Here is a 17,841-nt window from a genome sequence, read left to right as displayed (position 1 = left end):
CATGCAGCCCGCGACATACGTCGCGGCATATCCTGAGGGGTACCCTTCCAGCCGTCAGCGCGTCCCCTCCGCGCGCGGCCTCGCCGTCTACGCACAGGATGCGGAGCTCTCTTGCCAGGTAACGCCACCACGCACTTCGACGATGTGGCCCTCGTGTCGGTGGCGAGCGTCCTGCCCAGCCGCGTCACGACGTCGGACGACATCGAGGAGCGTCTGGCTCCCGCGCTCAAACGCCTCAAGCTCAAGCCGGGGTTGCTGCGCCGCGTGGCGGGTGTGAACGAGCGCCGCAACTGGGCCGAGGGCGAGTCCTCGGACGAGGCGACGATCGCCGCCGGCAAGCAGGCCCTCGCCGAGGCCGGCGTCGACCCGAGCGAGGTCGGGCTCATCATCAACACGTCGGTCACGCGCAAGCACCTCGAGCCGTCGGTGGCGGTGCGCCTGCACCACGGCCTGGGTCTGCCCAGCTCGGCGATCAACTTCGACGTCGCCAACGCCTGCCTCGGGTTCATCAACGGGATGAGCCTCGCCGCGGGAATGATCCAGTCGGGCCAGGTCAAGTACGCCCTCATCGTCAACGGTGAGGATGCCGACGAGATCCAGGTCAACACGATCAACCGGCTCGTGCGCGAGGACCTCGACCGTGACGCGTTCATGCAGGAGTTCGCCTCGCTGACGCTCGGCTCCGGTGCCGCCGCGGCCGTGCTGGGCCGCGCGAGCGACCACCCCGAGGGGCACCGCATCGTGGGCGGCGTGACGCGCGCGGCGACGCAGTTCTACGACCTGTGCGTGGGCAGTGTCGACGGCATGTTCACCGACGCGAAGGCCCTGCTCAAGGGCGGTCTCGACCTCGTCGTGTCGGCCTGGAAAGAGGCCAAGGACGAGTTCTCGTGGACCGGAATGGACCGCTACGTCACCCACCAGGTCTCGTCGGTGCACACCTCGGCGATCGTTCGTGCGGCCAAGCTCGACCGCGAGCGCGTCCCGGTCACGTATCCCCACCTGGGCAATGTGGGCCCGGCATCCATTCCGATCACCCTGGCCGCCGAGCAGAAGACGCTGCGTCGGGGCGATCGCGTCCTGCTGATGGGAGTGGGCTCCGGGCTGAACACCGGCATGCTGGAGCTGGCCTGGTGAGCCGTCACCGTGTCACCGGTCTGCAGGCGACCCTCCCTCCCGCGGGACTGCCCGGCCTCGACCCCTCGCTCTCACGGCTGGTCGCCGTCGAGGGCGTCTTCGCCGACGCCGGGGCGATGCGCACCTGGCACGTCCTCGACACCGGGGACGCCCTGGATCGCCGCGGCGTCGAGCCGGTGGGCACCATCGTCGCGGTGCACGGCAATCCGACGTGGTCTTATCTGTGGCGCGCCCTCGTCACCGCCTCGCTGGCCCGCGCCGACGCGGGGCGTCCCGCGTGGCGCGTCGTCGCCGTCGATCAGCTCGAGATGGGCTTCTCGGAGCGCACTCCGCTGCGTCGGACGCTGGCGCAGCGGATCGCCGACCTCGACGCGCTCGTCGCCGAACTCGGCATCCGCGGTCCGATCGTCACGCTCGGACACGACTGGGGCGGGCCCGTCTCGCTCGGCTGGGCCGTCGAGAACCGCGACCGTCTCGCGGCGGTCATGGCGCTGAACACCGCCGTGCACCATCCCGAGGGCGCTCGACTGCCGTTCGCGCTGCGCGTGGCCACGGCGCGGGGCATGCTGGCCGCCGGGACGACGGGCACGACCGCCTTCCTCGACGTCACCCTGGCCCTGGCCGACCTCGACCCGGCCGTGCGCGCAGCGTTCCGCAGCCCCTACGCGACCGTGGCACGTCGTCGCGGTATCGGCGGGTTCGTCGCCGACATCCCCGCGACCCCCGACCACGAGAGCACGCCGGCGCTGCACCGCATGTCGGCGGGACTGCGCGAGCTGAGGGTGCCGGCCCTGCTGCTGCGCGGACCGAAGGATCCCGTCTTCGGAGAGGATCACCTCGACGACCTCACCGAACGGATGCCGCACGCCGACGTCCACCGCTTCGAGGGCGCCGGCCACCTGATCGCCGAAGAGCGCCCCTACGCCGACGTCGTCCTCGACTGGCTCGACGAGAAGGTGACGGATGCCGTGGCCCCGACGCCGCGCACCCGTCGCTCGTCCCGCGCGGCCGCGCCGGCCGCGGCGTCCACGGGCCGCCTGTGGGACGCTCTCGTCGCCCGTCGCGACGACGACGACACCGCCGTGATCGACATGAGCACGACCCGCGGAACCGAGCCGCTGCGGGTGAGCTGGCGTCAGCTGGCCGCGCGCGTCGACGAGATCGCGGCCGGACTCGACGCGTTCGGCGTCCGCGCGGGCGACCGCGTCTCGCTGCTCGTGCAGCCGGGCCCGACGTTGACCGCCGCGCTGTACGCGTGCGTGCGCATCGGCGCCGTGGTGGTCGTGGCCGACCGGGGTCTCGGCATCCGGGGTCTGTCCCGCGCCGTGCGCGGTGCGGTGCCCGACGTGGTGATCGGCGAGGTCGCCGGCCTCGCCGCCGCGCGCGCCCTGGGCTGGCCCGGTCGCCGGATCTCGGCCACGGCCCTTCCGGCCGCGTCGTCCCGGGCTCTGGGCGTCGAGGCGAGCCTGTCGGACCTGGCGCGCGCCGGGCGCGGACGAAACCTCCCCGAGCCGCCGGCGGCCGACGCCGACGCCGCGGTGCTGTTCACCTCGGGCTCGACGGGGCCGGCCAAGGGCGTCGTGTACACCCACGCGCAGCTGACGGCCCTGCGCGACACCCTCGCCGCCCACTTCGGCGTCACCGCCGAGACGGGCCTGGTCACCGGCTTCGCCCCGTTCGCCCTGCTGGGTCCGGCCCTCGGCACCCGCTCGGCGACGCCCGACATGGACGTCTCGGCCCCGCGCACGCTGACCGCGGCCGCGGTCGCCGCGGCGGTGCGCGCCTCGGACGCGCGGATCGTCTTCCTCTCGCCCGCGGCCGTCGCCAACGTGGTCGCGACCGCGTCGGAGCTGACGGATGCCGATCGCGCGGCCCTGGCGCGCGTCGAGACGTTCCTGTCGACGGGCGCTCCCGTGAGCGTCGACCTGCTGCGTCGTGCGCAGGCGCTCATGCCGAACGCCGCGGCGCACACGCCGTACGGCATGACCGAGTGCCTCCTGGTGGCGGATGTGACCCTGCCCGAGATCGAGGCCGCCCGGGGCGACCGCGGCGTCTGCGTCGGTCGGCCGCTGGGGACGGGTGAGGTGCGGATCTCCGCCCTCGACGCTCTCGGACGTGCCACCGGCGAACCCGCCACCGATGCCGGCGTCACGGGCGAGATCGTCATCTCGGCGCCTCACCTCAAACGCGGCTACTTCCGCCTGCACCTCACCGACCGCGAGGCCCGTCGGGGCCTCGGCGAGCGGTGGCATCGCACCGGCGACGTCGGCCACCTCGACGCGGACGGACGTCTCTGGGTCGAGGGTCGACTCCCCCACGTCATCACCACCGCCGACGGACCGGTGACCCCGGTCGGCGTCGAGCAGGACGTCGAAGCGGTGGACGGCCTCTCGCGCGCCGCGGCGGTGGGCGTCGGACCGTCCGGCCGTCAGGTCGTGGTAGCGGTCGTCGAGACACGTCATCGCCGGCCGGGGCTGGCATCCCCCGCCCTCACCGGCGCGGTGCGCGCGGCGACCGCGCAACGACTGGCCGCGGTGCTGGTCGTGCCGGCGCTTCCGACCGACATCCGCCACAACTCCAAGATCGACCGCACCCGCGTCGCGGCCTGGGCCGAACGCGTCCTCGCGGGCGAGAAACCCACGCCGCTGTGAGAGTCCTCGTCACCGGCGCGTCCGGATTCCTCGGCAGGGCCGTCGTCGGCGCGCTGCTCGAGGCCGGGCACACTGTGCGCACGTTGCAGCGTCGCGCCTCGGGCGTCGACGGCGTCGACGATCGACGTGGTTCGGTGACCGATCCGGATGCCGTGGCATCCGCCCTCTCGGGAATCGACGGGGTCGTGCACCTCGCCGCGAAGGTGTCGCTCGCGGGAGATCCGGACGACTTCCATGCGGTCAATGTCGAGGGCACCCGCACGCTGCTGGACGCCGCCGCGGCCTCGGGGGTCACGCGCGTCGTGCACGTGTCCTCGCCGTCGGTCGCGCACGCGGGGCACGCCCTCGCCGGCGTCGGTGCCGAACCGGCCGATCCGGCGGCCGCGCGCGGCGAGTACGCCCGCACGAAGGCCGAGGCCGAACTGCTCGCGCTGTCGCGCGCGGGCGACCGGACGGCCCTCGTCGCGATCCGCCCGCACCTGGTGTGGGGACCGGGCGACACGCAGCTGATCGCGCGGGTCGTCGCGCGCGCCCGCCGCGGCACGCTGCCGCTGCTGGACGGGGGCACGGCGCTGATCGACTCCACGTTCGTCGACAACGCGGCATCCGGGATCGTCGCCGCCCTCGACCGCGTCGACGACGTCAGCGGACGGGCGTACGTCCTGACGAACGGTGAGCCGCGCCCGGTCGGCGACCTGCTCGCGGGGATCTGCCGCGCCTCGGGCGTGACGCCCCCGCGGTTCAGCGTGCCCGCGGGACTGGCGAAGGCCGCGGGGTCGCTCATCGAGCGCGTGTGGGCGGTGCGCCCGGGGCAGGACGAACCGCCCATGACGCGATTCCTCGCCGAGCAGCTGTCGACGGCGCACTGGTTCGACCAGACCGAGATCCGCCGCGATCTGCGCTGGACGCCCGCGGTATCGATCGACGAGGGCCTGCGCCGCCTGTCGCGCGCCTGAGCTCGCGGTATCCGCCCCGCCCGACGACGTCGCCGGTCGCCCCCCTCGTCCCCCTTTCGACGGTGCATGTCCCGAAAATGGTCGCCCGCCGCCGCCCCGACCGGCCATAAGCGGGACGAGGTCCAACGGCCGACGACGGAAGGCCCGCCCCCGCAGAGGGGACGGGCCTTCCGGATGCCGCAGCTCAGACCAGGTCGAACCGGTCGAGCTCGGTGACCTTGCGCCACGCGGCGACGAAGTCGCGCACGAACTTCTCCTTCGCGTCGTCCGAGGCGTAGACCTCGGCGAGCGCGCGCAGCTCGGAGTTCGACGAGAACACCAGGTCGACGCGGGTGCCGACGCCGACCTTCTCTCCCGATCCGTCGCGCGTGCCGACGAAGGCGTGCTTGCCGGCATCCAGGGGCTTCCACGTCGTGCCCAGGTCGAGCAGGTTCGCGAACACGTCATTGGTCAGGGCCCCGGGGGTGTCGGTGAAGACGCCCCAGTCGCTGCCGTCCCAGTTCGCCCCGATCGCGCGCAGGCCGCCGACGAGCACGGTCATCTCGGGGGCGGTGAGCGTGAGCAGGTTCGCCTTGTCGAGCAGCAGGAACTCGGCGGGCAGCCGCGTCTCGCGAGAGGCGTAGTTGCGGAAGCCGTCGGCGATCGGCTCGAGCCAGCGGAACGACTCGATCTCGGTCTGCTCCTGCGACGCGTCGGTGCGGCCGGGGGTGAAGGGCACCTCGACCTCGACGCCGCCGGCGAGGGCGGCCTGCTCGACACCGGCGTTGCCCGCGAGAACGAGCAGGTCGGCGATCGACACCTTCTTCTCGCCCTTCGCGTCGAACGCGGCCTTGACGTCCTCGAGGACGGAGAGGACGGATGCCAGCTGCTCGGGGTTGTTGACCGTCCAGCTCCTCTGGGGCTCGAGGCGGATGCGCGCACCGTTCACGCCGCCGCGCTTGTCGCTGCCGCGGAACGTGGATGCCGCGGCCCAGGTCGTCGTGACGAGCTGCTGCACCGAGAGGCCGCTGTCGAGGATCTGCTGCTTCAGGGCCGCAGCGTCGTCGGCGTCGATGAGGGGGTGGTCGACGGCGGGCACCGGGTCCTGCCACACGAGCACCTCGGCGGGGACCTCGGAGCCGAGGTAGCGCTCGCGCGGGCCCATGTCGCGGTGGGTCAGCTTGAACCAGGCGCGGGCGAAGGCGTCCTGGAAGGCGGCCGGGTCCTCGGCGAAGCGGCGCGAGATCTTCTCGTAGGCGGGGTCGACGCGCAGGGCCAGGTCGCTGGTGAGCATGCGCGGCTCGCGGCGGCCCGCGGAGTGGGCCTCGGGGACGAGTCCCTCGCCGCCGCCGTTGACCGGGCGCCACTGGTGCGCACCCGCGGGGCTCTGGAACAGCTCCCACTCGTAGCCGAACAGGATGTGGAAGAACTCGTTGTCCCAGCGGGTGGGGTGGTAGGTCCAGGTGACCTCGAGGCCGCTGGTGATGGTGTCGTCGCCCTTGCCGGTACCGTGGCTGTTCTTCCAGCCCAGGCCCTGGTCGTTGATGTCGGCGGCCTCGGGGTTGACGCCCACGTGCGAGTCGCTCGCCGCACCGTGGGTCTTGCCGAAGGTGTGACCACCGGCGATGAGGGCGACGGTCTCTTCGTCGTTCATGGCCATGCGCCCGAAGGTCTCGCGGATGTCGTTCGCGGACAGCTGCGGGTCGGGGTTGCCGTTGGGACCCTCGGGGTTGACGTAGATCAGACCCATCTGCACCGCGGCGAGCGGACGCTCGAGCTCGCGGTCGCCCGCGTAGCGCTCGTCGCCGAGCCAGGTGGTCTCGGGGCCCCAGTACACGTCGTCGTCGGGCTCCCACACGTCGGTGCGGCCGCCGGCGAAGCCGAAGGTGGGAAAGCCCATGTCCTCGAGCGCGACGTTGCCCGCCAGGATCATGAGGTCTGCCCACGAGATCGACTGGCCGTACTTCTTCTTGACGGGCCAGAGCAGTCGGCGGGCCTTGTCGAGGTTGACGTTGTCGGGCCAGCTGTTCAGCGGTGCGAAGCGCTGCATTCCCGCGCCCGATCCGCCGCGACCGTCGGTGACGCGGTAGGTACCGGCGCTGTGCCAGGCCATGCGGATCATCAGGGGGCCGTAGTGGCCGAAGTCGGCGGGCCACCAGTCCTGCGAGGTCGTCATCACGGCCTGCAGGTCCTTCTTGACGGCATCCAGGTCGAGAGCCTCGAAGGCGGAGCGGTAGTCGAAGCCCTCGTCCAGCGGGTCGCGCTGGGCGTTGTTCTTGGCGAGGATCTTCACGTTCAGGCTCTCGGGCCACCACACGCGGTTCGCCGATCCCTGGGTCGGGTGGGGCAGGGCGCCGGCGGGCTCGCTGTCGGCGGGCGCTTCGCCCACGGGCAGTCGGTTGTCGTCGGGGGCGGCGCCGTCGTGGAAGACGGGGCATCCGTTCAGCGTGTCGCTCATCGGGATCCTCTCGGTTTTTCGGCTTCGGATTCCGCTCGACAGTCGGGGCACACGCCCCAGAACGTCACCTCGGCGGTCTCGATGACGAAACCGCTGCCCTCCGGCGCGTGCAGGCACGGCGCCTCTCCGACGACGCAGTCGACGTCGTCGATACGCCCGCACCGCGTGCACACCACGTGGTGGTGGTTGTCACCCACCCGCAGTTCGAAGGTGCCGGAGTGGCCGGCGGGTTCGATGCGGCGGGCCAGCCCCGCGTCGGCGAAGTCGCCGAGCGCGTTGTAGACCGATTGCTTGCTCGTTCCGGGGAGGGAGCCGACGAGACGCGCGTAGACGTCGTCGGCGGTGGCGTGGGGCCGGTCGCGCAGGGCCTCGAGCACGGCGACGCGCGTCGCCGTGACCCGCAGCCCGGCACCGCGGATGAGGGCATCCGCGGTGGCATCCGGCTGACTGTCGAGCATGCGACCCAGCTTAGCTATTTTTGAATGAATCAAAAATGACACGCCGGGGAACGATTCGTAACCGGGATGCCGTCACCCCGCCGTGAGCGTGGGGGTGCCCGCCTCGTACTCGGTGAGATCACCCGTCTCCCCCGCACGGCTCGCGCGGCGACCCATCACGAGCATGTAGAACAGGAAGACGCCGAGGGCGGCGGCACCGATCGCGATCTTGATCGGCCACGGCCAGTCGCGCGGGGTCACGAATCCCTCGACGACCCCCGACAGCGCGAGGGCGAACACCAGGCCGACGGCGACGGTCGCGAGCGAGCGACCGGCGGCCGCGAGGGCCGCAGCGCGGGTGCGGCGCCCGGGCGCCACCCAGGCCCAGAAGATCTGCAGGCCCGCCGCTCCGGCCACGAAGATCGCCGTGAGCTCGAGCAGGCCGTGCGGAAGGATGAATTGGAAGAACACGTCGGCGCGGTCGAAGGCGATCATGATCGCCGCCGAGCTGCCGACACCCACCGCGTTCTGCATGATCACCATCACGGGCCAGAAGCCCGTCACCCCGAACAGCACGCACTGCGCGGCGATCCACGCGTTGTTCGTCCACACCGTCCCCGCGAAGATCGCGTTCGGGTTCTCGCGGTAGTAGCTCACGAACTGCTCGTCGGCATAGTCCTGCAGTTGACTCTGGGATCCCAGGGCCGCCACCGCGGCGGGATCGCCCGAGATCCACAGGGCGACCAGCGTCGATACCGCCACGAAAAACACCGCGACCGCCAGAGTCGTCCATCGCACGCGGTACAGCGCCGCGGGCAGCTGCCGCACGAAGAAGCGCGGCGCCTGCCTCAGCACGTTGTCGCGGACACCGGTGAGACGCAGCCGCGTCCGCGCGAGCAGGATCGAGACGTGATCGCCCTGGTCGGTTCGCCCCGCCGAGGTCTTGATGTCGGCGAGATCCGCGGATGCCGCGCGGTAGCGCGTGACGAGCTCGTCCACCTCGGGCCCGGTCAGGCGTCGTCGGCGGCCCAGCTCGTCCAGTCGCGCCCACTCCTCGCGCCGGGCGGCCGTGAGGGCGTCGAGGTCCATGTGGTCAACTGTACGCATGGCTTCGCCCTCGACTCCCGCGCCCGCGGTCGCCCTGGTCCACACGGACGCGGACGAGACCCTCACGGGCGAGGCGGTCGCGCTCGACGTGCAGCCCGTCGGCTTCTTCCTGCGCCTGCTGGGCGCGGTCATCGACCTGATCGTGGGCGTCGTCGTGCTTGTCGGAGGGGTGCTGCTGCTGGGCGTGCTGATCGATCAGGGCGTGATCGCCGAGTCGGCGGTGAACATCGGGGTGATCTCGCTGATCGTGCTCGTCCTCGTCCTGCTGCCCACCGCGGTCGAGACGCTGTCGCGCGGGCGCAGTCTCGGACGACTCGCGGTGGGCGCGCGCATCGTGCGCACCGACGGCGGGGCGGCGGGCTTCCGCCAGGCGTTCATCCGCGCGCTGGTCGGGGTCCTGGAGATCTGGTTCACCCTGGGGGCGATCGCCGCGGTGGTGGGGATCTTCACCCCCCGCGCACAGCGACTCGGCGACCTGCTCGCGGGCACGGCCAGCGAGCGCACCCGGGCGCGTCCCCTTCCGCCGGCTGCGCCCGGCATCCCCCCGGGCATGGAGTCGTGGGCCGGTATCGCCGACGTGTCGCGACTGCCCGACCGGCTCGCCGCCCGCATCTCGCAGTTCGTGCGTGGCGCCGATGCTCTCGAGTCGTCGGCCCGCGCGCGCGTCGCCGTCGAGCTGTCCGAGGCGGTGCGCCCCTTCGTGTCCCCGGTGCCCGCGGTGGACGCCGAGGTCCTCGTCCGCGCGGTGTCGGCGGTGCGGCGCGATCGCGAGTACCGGGCGCTGCTGCTCGAGAACGAGCGCGCGGCGGCCCTCACCGAACGCGCCTGAGCGCGGACGCCGGCGACGGGGGCTCTCGGCATCCCACCCGAGGGGTCAGGCGCGCAGTGTCTCGTGCCGCACGACGACCCAGCCCTTGGGGACAGAGAGCCGGTCGGCGTGGATCGCGCACAGGTCGTGCGCGTGGGGGTCGCCCGCGCGCCCGAGGGGGCCCAGGGCCGCCATCTGGTCGCCGTAGTCGTAGGTGAGGGTGCTCATGGCCTCGCGGGCGCATCCCACCTTCGAGCAGAGTCTGTCGCGCATCGCCGGTCAGCCTAGCCAGCCCCTCCGACACCACGGCCGCGCCGCGCCGCCCGGCCCGTTTCCCACCGGTCCGCGCCGTTCCCACCCACCCGCCCGCCCCGTGCACAACCGCGGGCGGATGCCGAGACAGGCCGCCCCGGACCCGCCCAGGCACCGGCATGTCCCCGCGATCCCCGCCGTCGTGCGCGTCGGCGTCCGAGTCACCGGAGGCCGGGCCGCCCATCCGGCCGGGCGAACGTAGGATGGCAGTCATGATGCGTCGCCGTTCCCGCGAAGCGCGGCCGGTGGTCCGCCCGTCGCGTCACGGCCGCCACGGCCGCGAGAACCGCAGTCCCGTGGTGCGTCCCCCGCTCCCGCCGATCGACACCCGGGTCGAGAGGTTCGACATCGCCGTGGGCGCTGCCGCGGAGTTCCTGCGGTCGGCGTGGTCGGACCTGCGCGAGGTCTCGTTCGAGATCGGGATCATGCCCCCGGCGGCCGCCGATGGCATCCCCCGGTGGACGGTGCTGCGCGACGAGAAGCGCATCATCCTCTACCGCGTACCGATCGAACGCCTCGGTCACCCCCATCACGACGACGATCTGCACCGGCGGATGATGATCGAGGGTGCCGTGTTCCGCGCGGCTGCCGAGTATCTCGACCGCGACCCGTGGGACCTGGGCCCCGAGCGCTTCCGCTTCTTCTGAGCCGGCGGTGCGCGAACGGGGCCGGCTTCCGCCGCACGAACGCCTCGGCGACCTTCCGCGGACCGCGGACGACGCGCGCCGGATCCCCGGCCCGCCCTACGGCAGGACGGTCAACGCCGAGGCGGCGGCATCCGCGGGCCACAGCGGGTACGACGCGAGCGCGCCCGTTCCCACGTACGACATCGCCGCGCGCACCGGCGCGGTCGCCTCGAGACGGTAGACCCCCGCCGCCACGGGCACGGCGACCGCCCCGTTCGCCACGACCGTCGTCGCGGCCGCGTTCCCGCCCCCGAGGGGCGTGAGGGTGACGGTGGACTCGGCGTCACCGGCGGCGAGGACGAGCGACGCGCTGCTCCCGGCCCCGTCGGCGACCGCGACGACGGTCGGCGCCGAGATCTCGGGGGCGTCGGCGTACCAGGCGAAGTCGGCACCCTCGCCGAAGCCGGTGGTCGACCACGTCGCGCCGACGATCGGCGACGTCGCGGACACCTCGACCGTGTAGGCGCCCGCCGACAGGCCCGACAGGTCGAGCGACGTGGGAAGCCCCGCCGTCAGCGGGACCTCGGTGGGAGGGGCTGCGGATGCCGTGGCATCCATCGGGATCACGGTCACCGTCGCGGTGGCGTCGGATCCGGGCGAGAGCAGCCGCAGCACGGTGCCTGCCTGGCCCTCGGCCGAGGTCACGACCTGGACTCCCGGCATGACCAGACGGGTGTCGGCCTGACGGGCCGGCGCGACCTGGTCGCTGCCGCCGGGCAGCAGCACGCGGGTCAGGCTGGCCTGCAGCGACGCGTGCACGGGAGCGCCCGACGCCTCGACGCGCACGACCGGGCTCTCCTCGCCGAGCAGGAGCCCGGCGAGGGGCACCACGCGGCGCTGGCCGGCCGCGACGACGAGGTTCTGACCGCTCGGCGGGGTCTGGACGCCCTGCGCACCGTAGACCGACAGCTGCACGGTCGCGGGCACGTCGCCCGGATTGGCGAGGACGACGAGGTCGTTGGCCCCGGTCGTGGTCGCTCCGCCCACGAGCCAGGACTCCGCCAGGGGCGCGCGGCAGGCCGAGGCCGAGAAACCGATGAGATCGGCCGAGGCCACGGTCGCCGAGCCCGCCGCGGCGAGCGGGGTCGGCGTGCGATCACGCGGGGCCGCGCGCAGCGCCTGCGCGTCACCCGACGCGTCGGCGGTCGCGCCCGTCAGCGCGCTCGTGACCGCGGCCGCGTCGGCGGGGCCGCTGACGATCTGCTGCGCGGCGGCGGCGGTCAGGCCGTTCGCGGAGTCGGCGCTGCGGCCGAGCGCGAGCAGGGGGCCGTCGCAGGCCAGCAGCGTGTCGCTGGCCTCGGGTGTGGCGTCGACGCGGACCGGCTCCGCGCGGTACTGCGGCCAGGGGGCGGCGATCGCCGCGACCGTGCCGACCACCGCCGCCGCCGCGATCGCGGCACCGGCGACCAGGCGCGCGCTCGTGGCGGCGACGCGGACGAGTCGACGATCGCTCATCGGGTTCCTCCCGGGGTCGGTCCCACGATGCGGGGCGTGCGACGGGCGGTGCGCCGCGACGCCGCCGTCGGGACGGCGAGCAGCAGGGCCACGACGATGACGCCGAGCGACCCCAGGGCCACGAGGCGTTGGAGTCCGACGCGGTGGTCGTCGAGGGCGGCGCGGGGTGCGACGGCGGCGTTCACACGCCACAGGTCACCGCGCGAGGTGGCACCGACGGGGTCGAGCAGGTCTCGTTGATCGAGCGATGAGGCGGCGCTCAGACGATCGCCGCGGATGACGTCGGATTGGTCGTCGGACGCGGATTCGAGCAGCACGAAGGCGATGCCCTTCGCGGCGAGACGCTCCACGACATCGCTCGACGAGGGGGTGACGAGGTCGGCTGCGATACCGGCCAGCTCGGCGTCGCCCTCATCGGCGGTGGTGCGGGTCGCCTGCACGGTGCTCTGTCCCGACAGCGTGGCGCTTCCACCCCAGACGACCTGCACGCGCAGGCCGTCGCTGCGCGGGTCGAGGACGATGGTGCCGATATCGAGCGAGCCTCGTCCCTCGGCCGCGACGTACGCGGGAAGTGTCGACACGGGTCCGTTCGTCACGACGGTGCGCCCGCTCTCGGCTCCGGCGGCGGTGGCGGTGAGAGCGGGGGCGACGGCGACGGCGAGCGGCAGCAGGGCGAGAAGGGCGCCGATCGGGCGCAGGGCCGACACCCGCTGGTGCACGCCCGCGTCGAGCGCGATCACCGCGGCACCCACGAGGCCCACCCAGGCCAGGCTCAGGCCGGCGCCCGGCCACAGGCAGACGGCGGTCGAGTGGTCGAACGACACCGCGATGCCCACGGCCGCGAACGCGGTCGCGAGTCCCGTGACGGCGATGACGATCAGACCGGATGCCGCGATCCACCGCGGCGTGAGCACCGACAGCAGCGCGAGCACGGCCAGCGGCGCGATCAGCAGACCGACCCACCAGACGGTTCCGCCGGTCAGGCTCGCCCAGCCGCCCGGGTCCGAGGTCGGGAAGCCGGCCGCGAGCAGGGCCCGCCCGAGGGGGTCGGCACCGGCCTCGGCGCCCGCGTACGGGACACCCGGATCGGCGAGCAGCCCCCAGGGGTTGCCGGCGCGCACCTGCGTCCAGACCAGCGGGGCGAAGATCACCGCCGACGGCACGACGAGCCATACCACGCGCGCGATGCCCCGACCGGCCACCAGGGCCACCACGACCAGCGCCGCCGACCACAGCACGACCACCGCGGGCGCCAGCGAGGGCGCGCACGCCAGTACCGCGATGAGCAGAACGGATGCCGCTCCCGCCGGCGCCCACGAGCGGTGCGCGACGCTCGCGGCGAAGAACAGCCACGGCAGCAGCAGGTGCAGCAGTACGGGCGCCGGGCGCCCCTCGGTCAGGGCGGCGAGGAACGTGGGGGCGAGGGCCCAGGCGACGGCGGCGACGATACGCAGCAGCGCGGACTCGGTGACGCGGGTCGCGGCGAACCAGCCGCCGAGCACGGCGAGCGGAAGGGCGAGCACCCACAGCACGACGAGGGCGCGCGAGGGGTCGCCGGGCGAGAGCGTGCCGAGCATCGCCACGAGCGCGGAGAACGGGTCGGCGGGGCCGACGGCATCCCATCCGAGGGGGCGCGCACCCCACGCGGCGTCCTGCCAGAGCTGGGTGACCGTGGCGCGCAGCGGTGCGAGTCCTCCCCCGCCGAGTGTCGGCCAGGCGAGCAGCGGAGCGAACAGGGCCGCCGAGACGGCGAGCGCGCCCAGCACGGCCCACGCCCCGCCGCCGGTGAAGAAGCGCAGCTCGGAGCGGACGGGGGCGTCGGGGTCGGCGACGTCGCCCTCCCAGCGCATGCGCATGTCGGCACGCGATACGCGCAGCGGCGCGATGCGCGACCATCCGACGCGGCGCGAGGTGCGGATGCGGCGACGCGCACGCGCGACGGCACCCGGTCGAGCCATCACCAGCAGGGTCGCCCCCCACTCGGGGAGCACGCGATAGGGGACCTTCGTGACCAGGTGCATCACCGTCCGCCACAGCGCGAGCGGCAGGAACGAGAGCCAGTGCAGAAGGACGACCGCCGCGGGGGCGTAAACGAGCCGGCGGTGCAGCTGCGCGGTACGGGTCGCGAAGGCGCGACGACGCGCGCGCCGTCGACCGCGGGCCATGGCGGCGACGCCGTCACCGGCGACGGCGACGCGCGCCGAGGGCACCAGCGAGACGAGGTGACCGGCCAGCCGGGCGCGCACACCCAGATCGAGCCCCTCATCGGCACCGCCCAGGGCCGGATCGAGTCCGCCGAGGGCCGTCCACGCGTCGCGGCGCACGAGGACGCCGCGGATGTCGGAGCCGAGGACGTCGGCGTCGGTGTCGCGCTGGCCCTGGTCGTATTCGCCCGCGGCGAGTTCGACGGTGCCGCCGTAGCGGTTCATGCTCACGCCGAGCGAGAGGATCGAGTCGCGATCGTCCCAGGCGACGAGCTTCGGCGCGGCGACCACCAGGGGCGGCGACAGCTCGAGGGCCCCGGCGAGACGTACGAGAGCGTCCGGGTCGGGCGCGGTGTCCTGCGCGAGCAGCCACACCGCGTCACCGGTGAGCCGGGGGGTGGCGAGGGCCGTGGCCGCGGCGAAGGTCGTTCCCGCGGATGCCGTGATGACGCCCTCGGCGCCGGACGAGGCGGCCAGGCGGGTCAGTGCGGGATCGGAACCGCAGAGGACGATCGTGAGCGCGTCCACCGGTCGGCTCTGCGCCGCGAGCGCGGTCAGAGTACGTTCCAGGTGGTCCGCGGCGGGCGTGCGTCCTTCGGGACGCACGACGAGGATGGCGTGAACACGGGCGGGCATGACGCGGATCAGCCTAAGCGGGCGCTTCGGCGATCACGGACGCCGCGCCGTCGGGACGAGGATCGCGCGCGGACGGGTTCAGGCGCGACGCTTGAGCTTGCGCCGCTCGCGCTCGCTCAGGCCGCCCCAGATACCGAAGCGCTCGTCGTTCTGCAGCGCGTACTCGAGGCACTCGGACTTGACGTCGCATGAGGTGCAGATGCGCTTGGCGTCGCGGGTCGAGCCGCCCTTCTCGGGGAAGAACGCCTCGGGGTCGGTCTGCGAGCACAGCGCGTCGCTCTGCCACGCGAGAGTGTTCTCTTCGGTGGCGTCGATGTCCCGACGAACTCCGGGTACACCCAGGTCGACCGGGTCGACGAACCAATTGTCCGGGACACCGGACCGGTACTGCGACGTCGCCATATCGTCCTCCGCCTCGTTCACGCCCCCATGACGCGGTTCCGCGCAGTCATAATTACACCCGTGTGATTCGGATTGGTCAAGTCGCGGATCGTAAACCCTCAAGGCCGACGTGAACCTTTATGATCCGCATCGGCGTGTCGCGGGCTAGGCCCCCGGCATCGCGACGAAGACCTCGCCGCCCCCGTCGGTCGCCAGCGGCGATTCGTCGGGCGTGGCCAGCGCGGCCTGACCGGGACGCAGCGTGATCCGCTCGCCGGACGCTCCCGTGACCGTCGCCTCACCGGCCACGCCGAGCACGATCGACACCCCGTCGAGCTCCAGACGCGCGGCCTCACCCTCGACGAGGTGCCCGAGCGCGAAGTCGGCGATCCCGGGAGCGAACACCTCGGCGCCCTCCCCCGCCGGCGCCGCGCGCAGCAGAGGCGGGTCGGCGGGGGTGAAGTCGACCAGCCCCAGCAGCTCGTCGACGTCGATGTGCTTGGGGGTCAGGCCCCCGCGCAGCACGTTGTCGCTCGCCGCCATGATCTCCACACCCAGGCCCGCGACGTAGGCGTGCAGCACACCCGCGGGGACGAAGATCGCCTCTCCCCGGCGCAGCTCGACCAGGTTCATCAGCAGGGCCACGACGATGCCCGGATCAGCCGGGTAGGCGCGGTGCAGCGACCGCGTCAGCGCCAGCTCCGCGTCGAATCGCCCGGAGGAGGCGGATGCCGCGGCATCCACGATCTCCTCGATCTCGGCGGGGCGCGCCGCGCCGAGCAGCCACCCGATGGTCGCCCGCAGCGCCTCGGCGGCGTCGCCGGACGAGAGGTGGTCGCGCAGCGCGCGTACGGCCGGCGCGTCGCCGAGGGCGTCGACCAGCTCGCGCGTGGCCGCGATGTCGCGCAGCCCCGCGAGGGCGGTGAAGGTGTCGCTGAGGGCGACGATCACCTCGGGCTTGTGGTTGTCGTCCTTGTAGTTGCGCTCTCCCGCGTCGCGGGGCACTCCGGCCGCCTCTTCGCGGGCGAAGCCCTCGACCGCCTGCTCCTTCGACGGGTGCACCTGGATCGACAGGGGCGCGCCGGCGGCGAGCAGCTTGAGCAGGTAGGGCAGCTTCTCGGGCACGCCGTGTGCGGCGGCGACGGCGGGCAGCCACGCATCCAGGGTCCGCCCCGTCCCGTCGTGCACCTCGGCGGGCGAGCCGGGGTGGTCGCCGAACCACACCTCGGCCTCGGGCGCGCCCGAGGGCTCACGCCCCTCGAGGTCGGCGATGAGCGTCGGGCTGCCCCAGGCGTAGTCACGGGGCGTGTTCGAGAGGGCGATCAGCACGCGCGCCAGCATACTGGCCGCCCCTGCGTCGCCGGATGCCGACGGGTAGCCTGATCACACCATGGCCATGTACACGAACCACCCGGTGGCGGCACTGCCGACGGCGCCGACACGAGAGACCACCGGGCACCTGCTGCTGCGGGCGTGGTGCGTGTTCCTGCTCGTCCTCGCCCTGGGCGGTGTGGGTCTGGTCAACGCCGTCGGCCCCATCGTCACCGCCGTCGTCGTCCTCGCCTCGGCGGTGGTGTCCGCGGTCGTCTGGCTGGTCACGCGCCCCCCTCTCGCCGTGCGGCGCCTGCCGTGGCTCGCCTTCGGCTACCTCGCGTGGGCGACCGCGTCGATCGCGTGGAGCGCGTGGCCCGTGGCATCCGTCCTCACCTGGCTGCTTCTGGTCATCACGACGTTCCAGGGACTGTTCGTGGGAGCCGTGCTCACCTGGCGCGACGTGGTGCGCGCGGTCGCCTCCGCGGCGAAGTGGGTCGTGGGGCTGTCGTTGCTCTTCGAGGTCGCCGTCTCGCTGCTCGTGCGCGGTCCGCTGCTGCCCGGCTTCGTGATCCCGGCCGACGGGACCGACCCGGTCGCCTACTGGTCGCGCGACAACCTCCTCGACGGCGGACGCATCCAGGGCGTGTTCGGCAACGCCAACCTGCTCGCCGCCGTCATGCTCGTGGCCATCATCGTCTTCGCCGTGCGCCTGGCCGCCGGAGCCCCGCGGCGCGTGCTGCTGTGGGTGTGGATCGCGGTGGCCGCGTTCCTGTTCGTGCGGGCGCAGTCGACGACGGCCTACATCGCCGCAGCTTTCGTCGCGCTGGTGCTCGGGACGGTCCTGGTCATGCGCACCGCGCGACGCCCCGGCGAGCGCACGCGCTGGTACCTGCTGTACGCCGTGATCGGCCTGGGCGGCGGTGCCGCGATCTGGTTCGGCCGCGACGCCCTGTTCGGCGTTCTCGGCCGGGGAGCCGACCTGGTCGGACGCGAGGGCGTCTGGGCCGAGGTCATCGCGCGCGCCGATCAGCACCCGGTCGTCGGATGGGGGTTCTCCACGCCGTGGATCGCGACCGAGCCCCTCATCGACGGGTGGATCCTCGACGACGGTCGCACGGCCGTCCAGGCGCATTCGATGTGGCTCGACGCCTACCTGCAGCTCGGCGGGATCGGCGTCTTCCTCCTCGCGCTCGTCTTCCTCGCCTATGTGTGGAGGTCGTGGTTCTTCGCCGTGGACCGCCCCCGTTGGGACCTCCGCGACGACCGCCCGCACTCCCCCCTCACGCTGCTGCCCACGCTGATCGGCGCCCTGCTCGTGGTGCA

At 73.1% G+C, this 17,841-nt stretch carries 14 protein-coding genes; 6 read left to right on the top strand and 8 right to left on the bottom strand.

The window, feature by feature from the left end; all coding sequences use genetic code 11:
* Window positions 1-111: 111 nt before the first annotated feature.
* From QZ433_RS09685 to QZ433_RS09675, 3 genes are all read left to right on the top strand, one after another.
* Window positions 112-1,134 (top strand): 3-oxoacyl-ACP synthase III, encoded by a 1,023-nt coding sequence (locus tag QZ433_RS09685; RefSeq protein ID WP_295782567.1) that lies wholly within the window; start codon window positions 112-114, stop codon window positions 1,132-1,134.
* A gap of 116 nt (window positions 1,135-1,250) precedes the next feature.
* Window positions 1,251-3,785 carry an alpha/beta fold hydrolase gene (locus QZ433_RS09680; protein WP_295782599.1) on the top strand — a complete coding sequence of 845 codons (2,535 nt, stop codon included), beginning with the start codon at window positions 1,251-1,253 and terminating at the stop codon, window positions 3,783-3,785.
* The gene (locus QZ433_RS09675) at window positions 3,782-4,741 is read left to right on the top strand and encodes an NAD(P)-dependent oxidoreductase (protein WP_295782564.1); all 960 of its coding nucleotides are present in this window, start codon (window positions 3,782-3,784) and stop codon (window positions 4,739-4,741) included. The genes QZ433_RS09680 and QZ433_RS09675 overlap by 4 nt, the downstream gene beginning before the upstream one ends.
* Window positions 4,742-4,925: 184 nt before the next feature.
* Here QZ433_RS09675 and katG read toward each other — a convergent pair whose 3' ends face one another.
* The 3 genes from katG to QZ433_RS09660 all read right to left on the bottom strand — a co-directional run bounded on the left by katG (window position 4,926) and on the right by QZ433_RS09660 (window position 8,704).
* Window positions 4,926-7,178, bottom strand: coding sequence for a catalase/peroxidase HPI (gene katG, locus QZ433_RS09670; RefSeq protein WP_295782562.1), 2,253 nt, complete (start codon window positions 7,176-7,178; stop codon window positions 4,926-4,928).
* The gene (locus QZ433_RS09665) at window positions 7,175-7,636 is read right to left on the bottom strand and encodes a Fur family transcriptional regulator (RefSeq protein ID WP_295782559.1); all 462 of its coding nucleotides are present in this window, start codon (window positions 7,634-7,636) and stop codon (window positions 7,175-7,177) included. The genes katG and QZ433_RS09665 overlap by 4 nt, the downstream gene beginning before the upstream one ends.
* A 72-nt stretch (window positions 7,637-7,708) precedes the next feature.
* Complete coding sequence (locus tag QZ433_RS09660; RefSeq protein ID WP_295782554.1) at window positions 7,709-8,704, bottom strand: stage II sporulation protein M; 996 nt, start codon at window positions 8,702-8,704, stop codon at window positions 7,709-7,711.
* A 16-nt stretch (window positions 8,705-8,720) separates the two neighbouring features.
* On the opposite strand from QZ433_RS09660, the gene QZ433_RS09655 reads away from it, so the two are divergent.
* Window positions 8,721-9,551, top strand: coding sequence for an RDD family protein (locus QZ433_RS09655; RefSeq protein ID WP_295782550.1), 831 nt, complete (start codon window positions 8,721-8,723; stop codon window positions 9,549-9,551).
* A gap of 45 nt (window positions 9,552-9,596) precedes the next feature.
* Here QZ433_RS09655 and QZ433_RS09650 read toward each other — a convergent pair whose 3' ends face one another.
* Window positions 9,597-9,803, bottom strand: coding sequence for a DUF3499 family protein (locus QZ433_RS09650; protein ID WP_108320734.1), 207 nt, complete (start codon window positions 9,801-9,803; stop codon window positions 9,597-9,599).
* Between the two features lie 254 nt (window positions 9,804-10,057).
* On the opposite strand from QZ433_RS09650, the gene QZ433_RS09645 reads away from it, so the two are divergent.
* On the top strand, window positions 10,058-10,489 hold the full coding sequence (locus QZ433_RS09645) for a hypothetical protein (protein WP_191966730.1): 432 nt from the start codon (window positions 10,058-10,060) through the stop codon (window positions 10,487-10,489).
* Window positions 10,490-10,585: 96 nt separating this feature from the next.
* On the opposite strand, the gene QZ433_RS09640 is transcribed toward QZ433_RS09645, so the two are convergent.
* The 4 genes from QZ433_RS09640 to manA all read right to left on the bottom strand — a co-directional run bounded on the left by QZ433_RS09640 (window position 10,586) and on the right by manA (window position 16,533).
* Window positions 10,586-11,983: a DUF5719 family protein gene (locus QZ433_RS09640; RefSeq protein WP_295782545.1), complete on the bottom strand. Its 1,398-nt coding sequence runs from the start codon at window positions 11,981-11,983 to the stop codon at window positions 10,586-10,588.
* The gene (locus QZ433_RS09635) at window positions 11,980-14,823 is read right to left on the bottom strand and encodes a glycosyltransferase (protein ID WP_295782542.1); all 2,844 of its coding nucleotides are present in this window, start codon (window positions 14,821-14,823) and stop codon (window positions 11,980-11,982) included. The genes QZ433_RS09640 and QZ433_RS09635 overlap by 4 nt, the downstream gene beginning before the upstream one ends.
* 78 nt (window positions 14,824-14,901) lie before the next feature.
* Window positions 14,902-15,225: a WhiB family transcriptional regulator gene (locus QZ433_RS09630; protein ID WP_295782540.1), complete on the bottom strand. Its 324-nt coding sequence runs from the start codon at window positions 15,223-15,225 to the stop codon at window positions 14,902-14,904.
* A 144-nt stretch (window positions 15,226-15,369) separates the two neighbouring features.
* Window positions 15,370-16,533: a mannose-6-phosphate isomerase, class I gene (gene manA, locus QZ433_RS09625; RefSeq protein WP_295782538.1), complete on the bottom strand. Its 1,164-nt coding sequence runs from the start codon at window positions 16,531-16,533 to the stop codon at window positions 15,370-15,372.
* A 61-nt stretch (window positions 16,534-16,594) separates the two neighbouring features.
* Between manA and QZ433_RS09620 the strand changes: the two genes are divergently transcribed.
* Window positions 16,595-17,841, top strand: a 1,247-nt coding sequence (locus QZ433_RS09620) for an O-antigen ligase family protein (RefSeq protein ID WP_295782536.1), incomplete at its 3' end; no start/stop codon positions are given.

The sequence above is a fragment of the uncultured Microbacterium sp. genome (assembly GCF_913776565.1).
GTDB lineage: Bacteria > Actinomycetota > Actinomycetes > Actinomycetales > Microbacteriaceae > Microbacterium.
Note: the sequence above shows the minus strand (reverse complement) of the source record. Positions and strands in the feature narration are given on the sequence as shown.

Coding starts and splice junctions, on each gene's coding strand:
- QZ433_RS09680 (WP_295782599.1), top strand. CDS start 1,251: ATGCGCACCTGGCACGTCCTCGACACCGGGGACGCCCTGGATCGCCGC.
- katG (WP_295782562.1), bottom strand. CDS start 7,178: ATGAGCGACACGCTGAACGGATGCCCCGTCTTCCACGACGGCGCCGCC.
- QZ433_RS09665 (WP_295782559.1), bottom strand. CDS start 7,636: ATGCTCGACAGTCAGCCGGATGCCACCGCGGATGCCCTCATCCGCGGT.
- QZ433_RS09660 (WP_295782554.1), bottom strand. CDS start 8,704: ATGGACCTCGACGCCCTCACGGCCGCCCGGCGCGAGGAGTGGGCGCGA.
- QZ433_RS09655 (WP_295782550.1), top strand. CDS start 8,721: ATGGCTTCGCCCTCGACTCCCGCGCCCGCGGTCGCCCTGGTCCACACG.
- QZ433_RS09650 (WP_108320734.1), bottom strand. CDS start 9,803: ATGCGCGACAGACTCTGCTCGAAGGTGGGATGCGCCCGCGAGGCCATG.
- QZ433_RS09645 (WP_191966730.1), top strand. CDS start 10,058: ATGCGTCGCCGTTCCCGCGAAGCGCGGCCGGTGGTCCGCCCGTCGCGT.
- QZ433_RS09640 (WP_295782545.1), bottom strand. CDS start 11,983: ATGAGCGATCGTCGACTCGTCCGCGTCGCCGCCACGAGCGCGCGCCTG.
- QZ433_RS09635 (WP_295782542.1), bottom strand. CDS start 14,823: ATGCCCGCCCGTGTTCACGCCATCCTCGTCGTGCGTCCCGAAGGACGC.
- QZ433_RS09630 (WP_295782540.1), bottom strand. CDS start 15,225: ATGGCGACGTCGCAGTACCGGTCCGGTGTCCCGGACAATTGGTTCGTC.